This is a genomic window from Cellulomonas sp. P5_C6, from assembly GCF_054049635.1.
Window position 1 is genome coordinate 1 of the sequence record NZ_JBFULZ010000230.1, and the last position, 5993, is coordinate 5993.

5 protein-coding genes are annotated in these 5993 nt (G+C 73.0%); all 5 read right to left on the reverse strand.

From position 1 onward, the window contains the following. Window positions 1-3: 3 nt before the first annotated feature. Entirely contained in the window at window positions 4-768 is a 765-nt protein-coding gene (locus ACXJKG_RS18695) for an alpha/beta hydrolase (RefSeq protein WP_456847243.1), read from the reverse strand. Further along, entirely contained in the window at window positions 765-1607 is an 843-nt protein-coding gene (locus ACXJKG_RS18700) for an HAD family hydrolase (protein WP_456847244.1), read from the reverse strand. The genes ACXJKG_RS18695 and ACXJKG_RS18700 overlap by 4 nt, the downstream gene beginning before the upstream one ends. Then, window positions 1604-1903, reverse strand: a complete 300-nt coding sequence (locus ACXJKG_RS18705) for a hypothetical protein (protein ID WP_456847245.1) — start codon at window positions 1901-1903, stop codon at window positions 1604-1606. The genes ACXJKG_RS18700 and ACXJKG_RS18705 overlap by 4 nt, the downstream gene beginning before the upstream one ends. 257 nt (window positions 1904-2160) lie before the next feature. Then, the gene (locus ACXJKG_RS18710; RefSeq protein ID WP_456847246.1) at window positions 2161-3603 is read right to left on the reverse strand and encodes a GH1 family beta-glucosidase; all 1443 of its coding nucleotides are present in this window, start codon (window positions 3601-3603) and stop codon (window positions 2161-2163) included. Between the two features lie 200 nt (window positions 3604-3803). Continuing rightward, the coding region (gene yicI / locus ACXJKG_RS18715; protein ID WP_456847247.1) for an alpha-xylosidase at window positions 3804-5993 on the reverse strand (2190 nt) is incomplete at its 5' end.

Below are 5993 nucleotides of genomic sequence, written 5' to 3' on the forward strand. Positions count from 1 at the left end.
GGCTCATGCGTCGTCCTCCGCCGTCGTGCTCGGACCGGCCCAGTGCGTCGGCAGCGGGAGCTCGTGGCCCGGGACCACGTGGGCGACGATCTCGTCGAGCACCCGGCGGACCGCGGTCTCCCCCACCCAGAGGTGCTTGGCACCGTCGACGCCGATGACCTCGGCCTGCGGGACGCGGGCGAACCGGCGGCGGGCCTCCTCGGGACGCAGGTAGTCGTCGAGCTCCGGCACGAGGACGACCAGCGGCTTGCCGAGCTCCGCCCAGGCGTCGAGGTCCGCGTCCGTGGCACKGTGCAGCGGCGGGGACAGGAGGATCGCGCCCTCGATCGACGGGTCGCGGCCGTGCATGAGCACCAGCTCCGTGCCGAACGACCAGCCGACGAGCCAGCGCTGCGGCAGGTCGTGGAACTCGGCGAACTCGATCGCGGCGTGCACGTCGTACCGCTCGGCGGCGCCGCCGTCGAACGCGCCGCCGCTGGTGCCGCGCGGGCTGGACGTGCCCCGGGTGTTGAAGCGCAGGACCGCGAGGTCCGCGAGGGCCGGCAGCCGCCACGCCGCCTTCCGGAAGACGTGCGAGTCCATGTAGCCGCCGTGCGTGGGCAGCGGGTGCAGCGTCACCAGCGTGGCGACCGGGGGCGTGGCGGCCGGCCGCGCCAGCTCGCCGACGAGCGTGAGGCCGTCGGCGGTGTGCAGCTCGACGTCCTGGCGCGCGGCCGGCAGGACCGTGAGCGAGCGGATGAGGCCGGGGTCGGTCGTGTTCGTGGTCATCGGGACGAGCCTAGGCCGCGCTCGGCGAGGGCACCCGCGAGGTCGAGCACGTCGGCCACGCCGTCGTCGGCGTTGGAGGCGCACCGCCGGGTCGCGGCCGCGAGGACAGCCGGGTGCGCGTTGGCCATCGCGAACGACGTGCCCGCCCAGCCGAGCATCGACAGGTCGTTCGGGGCGTCGCCGACCGCCCAGGCGTCGGCCGGGTCGATCCCGCGGGCCGCCGACCAGTCGGCCAGGGTCGCGGCCTTCGTGATCCCCGGGCCGGAGATCTCCCCCAGGCCGACCGCACCCGAGTCGGCCACCACCCCGAGGTCGCCGACGACCGCCGCCAGCTCGGTGGCGAAGTCGTCGGTGGTGGGCCGGGTGCTGCGGACCAGCAGCTTGTACGTCGACGGCCCGAGCACGTCCTCGATACGGTCCGCCGTCGGGCTCCCCTCCGGTACGTGGTGCGTGGAGCGGAACCGGGTCTCGTGCGCGAAGCCGGCGCCGCTCTCCGCCGCGAGGTGCACGTGCTCCGGGCCTCCCCAGGCGGCTCGGACCCGGTCCGCGATGCCGCCGACCCGTGCCGGGTCCATCCCGCGCTCCGCGAGCACCTTCCCGGTGCCGACCTCGAGCACGGCGGCGCCGTTGGCGCAGATGGCGATGCCGTGCCCGGCGACGTGCGGCGCGAGGTCGCGCAGCCAGCGGGGCGGCCGCGCCGTCACGAACACGACCTCGATCCCGGCGTCGGCGGCCCGGACCAGCGCGCGGGCCGTGCGCTCCGACAGCGAGCCGTCGGGACGCAGGAGGGTGCCGTCGAGATCGGTCGCGAGAAGCCGCGGCGCGCGCGTCTCGGTCATCGGCGGGTGGGTCCGCGGCGGGCGCGGGCCTGCCAGCACGACGTGTGCCAGTGCCGGCGGTCGTCGAGGGCCTCGCCGAACAGGCCGTCCGTGCGCCAGGCGACGACGTGGGCGGTCCCGGCCGTCACCAGCTGGTCGCAGCCCGGGCAACGGAACGCGCGGTCGGACCCGCGGACCTGCTGGACCACCCACTCGCCGTCGGGGGCGGTCTCCGAGCGGCGGCCGCCGGTGGCCCGGTCGAGGTCGAGCTCGACGTGCTCGGCGCCGTACGGCCGCTTCGTCGATCGTCGTCCCACGTCACCATCCTCCCCCACCGCGACGGGACGTCCGCACTCGTGGGGGCCCTGGGCTCCCCGAGTGCGGACGTTGCGCGTGGCGGTGGGCGGGACGTCCGAGCACATAGGCGTTGGGGCAGCTAGATGCTCGGACGTTGCGGAGCAGGAGCGGCAACGTCCGCACTCGAGGGGGTCGGGACCCGACCGAGCTCGGACGTTGTGGGGTGGGAACGACGACGTCCGCGCTCCCGAGGGGGCGCGGACGTCGTGGACGTGCGTCAGAGGGCGGCCGACTCCGGGGTCGGGATCGCGTTGGTGCGCAGGAGCTCGCGGTACCAGAGGCCGGAGTCCTTGACCGTCCGCTCGAGGGAGTCGTAGTCGACGCGGACGACGCCGAAGCGGCGGTCGTACCCGTAGGACCACTCGAAGTTGTCCATCAGGGACCACACGAAGTAGCCGCGCACGTCGGCGCCACGCTCGATGGCCTCGCCGACGGCGTCGATGTGGTCGTGCAGGTAGGCCACGCGGTCGGCGTCGTGCACCCGGCCGTCCTCGCTGACCTCGTCGTAGAAGGCGGCGCCGTTCTCGGTGATGGCCATGGGGATGCGCGGGTAGCGGTCGTGGATCTCGAGCAGCAGGTCGACCAGGCCCTGGGGCTCGATGTTCCAGCCCATCGCGGTGTGCGGGCCGGGCTGCGGGAGGAACTCCACGTTGCCGGCGCCGACCCACGGGCTGTTCTCCGACGAGCGGTGGCCGTCCGGGCCCGGGGTGCCGTCGCCGCCGGCGGGCGTGCCGTGCTGGACGCGACCGGTCGAGTAGTAGTTGATGCCCAGCAGCGCCAGCGGCACCTGGATCAGGTCGAGGTCGCCGTCGAGGACGAAGGACCAGTCGCTGATGTGCTCGGTGTCCGCGAAGACCTGCTTGGGGTACTCGCCGTCGAGCATCGGGCCGAGGAACACCTCGTTGGCGATGGTGTCGATCCGGCGCTTGGCCTCGACGTCCTCGGGGGCGTCCGACGCCGCGCGGGTGACGTGCAGGTTGAGGGTCACCGAGATCGGCGTGTCCTGCCCGAGCACGTCCTTGATCGCGCGACCGGCCAGGCCGTGCGCGAGGTTGAGGTGGTGCACGGCCGCGAGGGCCGACGCGTCGTCGGTGACGCCGGGGGCGTGCACGCCGGAGGCGTAGCCGAGGAACGCGGAGCACCACGGCTCGTTCAGCGTGGTCCACAGGTGGATGCGGTCACCGAGCACCTCGGCGAGCTTGCGCGCGTACTTCTCGAAGTTGAGGGCCGTCCGGCGGTTGGCCCAGCCGCCCTCGTCCTCGAGCGGCTGCGGGAGGTCCCAGTGGTACAGCGTGGCGACGGGCTTGATGCCGGCGGCGATCAGCCGGTCGGCGAGGTCGACGTAGAAGTCGAGGCCGGCCTGGTTGAACTCGCCGGAGCCGGTGGGCTGCACGCGGGGCCACGCGATGGAGAAGCGGTAGGCCTGCAGGCCCAGGTCCTGCATGATCGCGACGTCCTGCGGCACGCGGTGGTAGTGGTCCGCCGCGACGTCACCCGTGTCGCCGTCGAGCACCTTGCCGGGCGTGCGGGAGAACGTGTCCCAGATGGACGGCAGGCGTCCGTCCTCGTCGAACGCACCCTCGATCTGGTACGACGCGGTGGCCGACCCCCAGAGGAAGTCGGCGGGGAACTGGCGTCCGGAGGGGCGCGTGGTCGTCATGTGCGGGTCCTTCAGGTCGAACGGACTGGTGCGGGCGGCGGCTGCGGGTCGACGCAGCGGGTCTGCAGGGGCTGGGCGGCGGGCGACGAGCGGCGTCCGTGCCGCGCTGCCACACACCTCGCCCCGTTTGTCGAAACGATACGATACACGCCGTGGGAACGCTCCCGCCACCCCGGCTGCGCCTAGGTTGACGGGCGCCCTCAGAGCGCGAGCTCGACCGCGGCCTGCCCCGCAGTCGCGCGTGCGGCAGGCCCGTCGAGACCGACCTGCACGTTCCACGGAGCCGTCGCTCCCCGGGCCTCGACGCGTACGGTGCCGCCATCGCGCCGCACGACGAACGTGACCGGGTCGGTCCCGTCCGGCGCCGGCACGGTGACGACGGAGCGGTACCCGTCGGCGACCTCGAACAGCCGCAGCGTGACGCCGTCGGCCCAGTCGTAGTCCGGCCGGTCCGTGCGCGCACCGACCGGCAGGACCGCACCGGGCCGCACGTAGACGGGCAGCGACGAGAAGCCGTGCTGCTCGCGGACCCAGCGCGGGCCGGTGACCTGCGCGCCGGTCAGCAGCGAGGTCCAGACGCCCTCCGGCACGTAGACGTCGACCTGCCCGTCCGCGGAGAAGACCGGCGCGACGAGCACGTCCTCGCCGAGCATGTACTGCGTGTCGACGGTGGCCGCGCCCGGGTCGTCCGGGAACTCGAGCACCATCGGCCGCATCACCGGCAGGCCCTGCTCGTGCGCGTCGGCACCCAGGCGGCCGAGGTACGGCATGAGCGCGAGCTTGAGCTCGGTGAACGTGCGGGTGACGTCGACGGCCTCCTCGTCGAAGGCCCACGGCACGCGGTACGAGTTCGAGCCGTGCAGCCGGCTGTGCGACGAGAGCAGCCCGAACGGCAGCCAGCGCTTGAACACGGCGGTGTCCGGCGTGCCCTCGAACCCGCCGATGTCGTGGCTCCAGTAGCCGAAGCCCGACGACGAGAGCGACAGGCCACCGCGCAGCGACTCCGCCATCGAGACGAAGGTCGACTCGCAGTCGCCGCCCCAGTGGACGGGGAACTGCTGGCCGCCGGCCGTCGCCGACCGCGCGAACAGCACGGCCTCCCCCTTGCCGCGCTCGGCCTCGAGCAGGTCGAACACCGCGCGGTTGTACTGGTGCGTGTAGTAGTTGTGCATGCGCTCGGGGTCGGACCCGTCGTGCCACACCACGTCGGTGGGGATCCGCTCGCCGAAGTCGGTCTTGAACGCGTCGACGCCCTGACCGAGCAGCCGCCGCAGGTGCCCCTGGTACCAGGCGACCGCGTCGGGGTTGGTGAAGTCGACCAGGGCCATGCCGGCCTGCCACTGGTCCGTCTGCCAGACCGAGCCGTCGGCGCGCTTCACCAGGAAGCCGCCCGCGCGCCCCTCCTCGAACAGGCTCGAGCGCTGCGCGATGTAGGGGTTGATCCACACGCAGACCTTGAGCCCCTTGGCGTGCAGCCGGGACAGCAGCCCCTCCGGGTCCGGGAACGTCGCCGGGTCCCACGTGAAGTCCGTCCAGTGGAACGCGCGCATCCAGAAGCAGTCGAAGTGGAAGACGCTCAGCGGCAGCCCGCGCTCGGCCATGCCGTCGACGAACGACATCACGGTCGCCTCGTCGTACTGCGTGGTGAACGACGTCGACAGCCACAGCCCGTACGACCAGGCCGGCACCCGCGCCGGGCGGCCGGTCAGCGCGGTGTAGCGGCGCAGCACGTCCTTGGGCGTCGGTCCGTGGATCACGTAGTACTGCAGSGACTCGCCCGGCACGGAGAACTGCGTSCGGGACACSGCCTCGGAGCCGACCTCGAACGAGACGTGCCCGGGGTGGTCGACGAAGACGCCGTAGCCCGCGTCGGACAGGTAGAACGGGACGTTCTTGTACGCCTGCTCGCTCGCGGTGCCGCCGTCCTCGTTCCAGATGTCGACCGTCTGGCCGTTCTTCACGAAGGCGCCGAACCGCTCGCCGAGGCCGTAGACGTGCTCACGCACGCCGAGGCCGAGCTGCTCGTGGACGTACGAGTCGCCCTTCGCATCCGTCGCGATGCCGACCGACCGGGCGCCCGACGAGGTGAGCACCCGCCCCGCCGCCTCGAACTCGACGTCCCACTCCCCTGCCGTGGACACGCGGGCCGTGAGGTCGCCCGACCGGAAGGTCGCCACGCCGTCGGCGTCGGCTCCCGTGACCTTGACGTCGGCCGTGGACTCGGCGACGTCGAACCACGGCCCACGGTCAACGCCGCCGCTGTGGTGCTCGACCCGGACCCGGACGACGTCGGGCATGGGGCTGGTGAACGTCACGGAGACCGTCGGACGGTTCAGGGTGTCGCCGCGCCGTGCGATCGCCTTGGTCGCCGCGTGCACGGTGAGCACCTG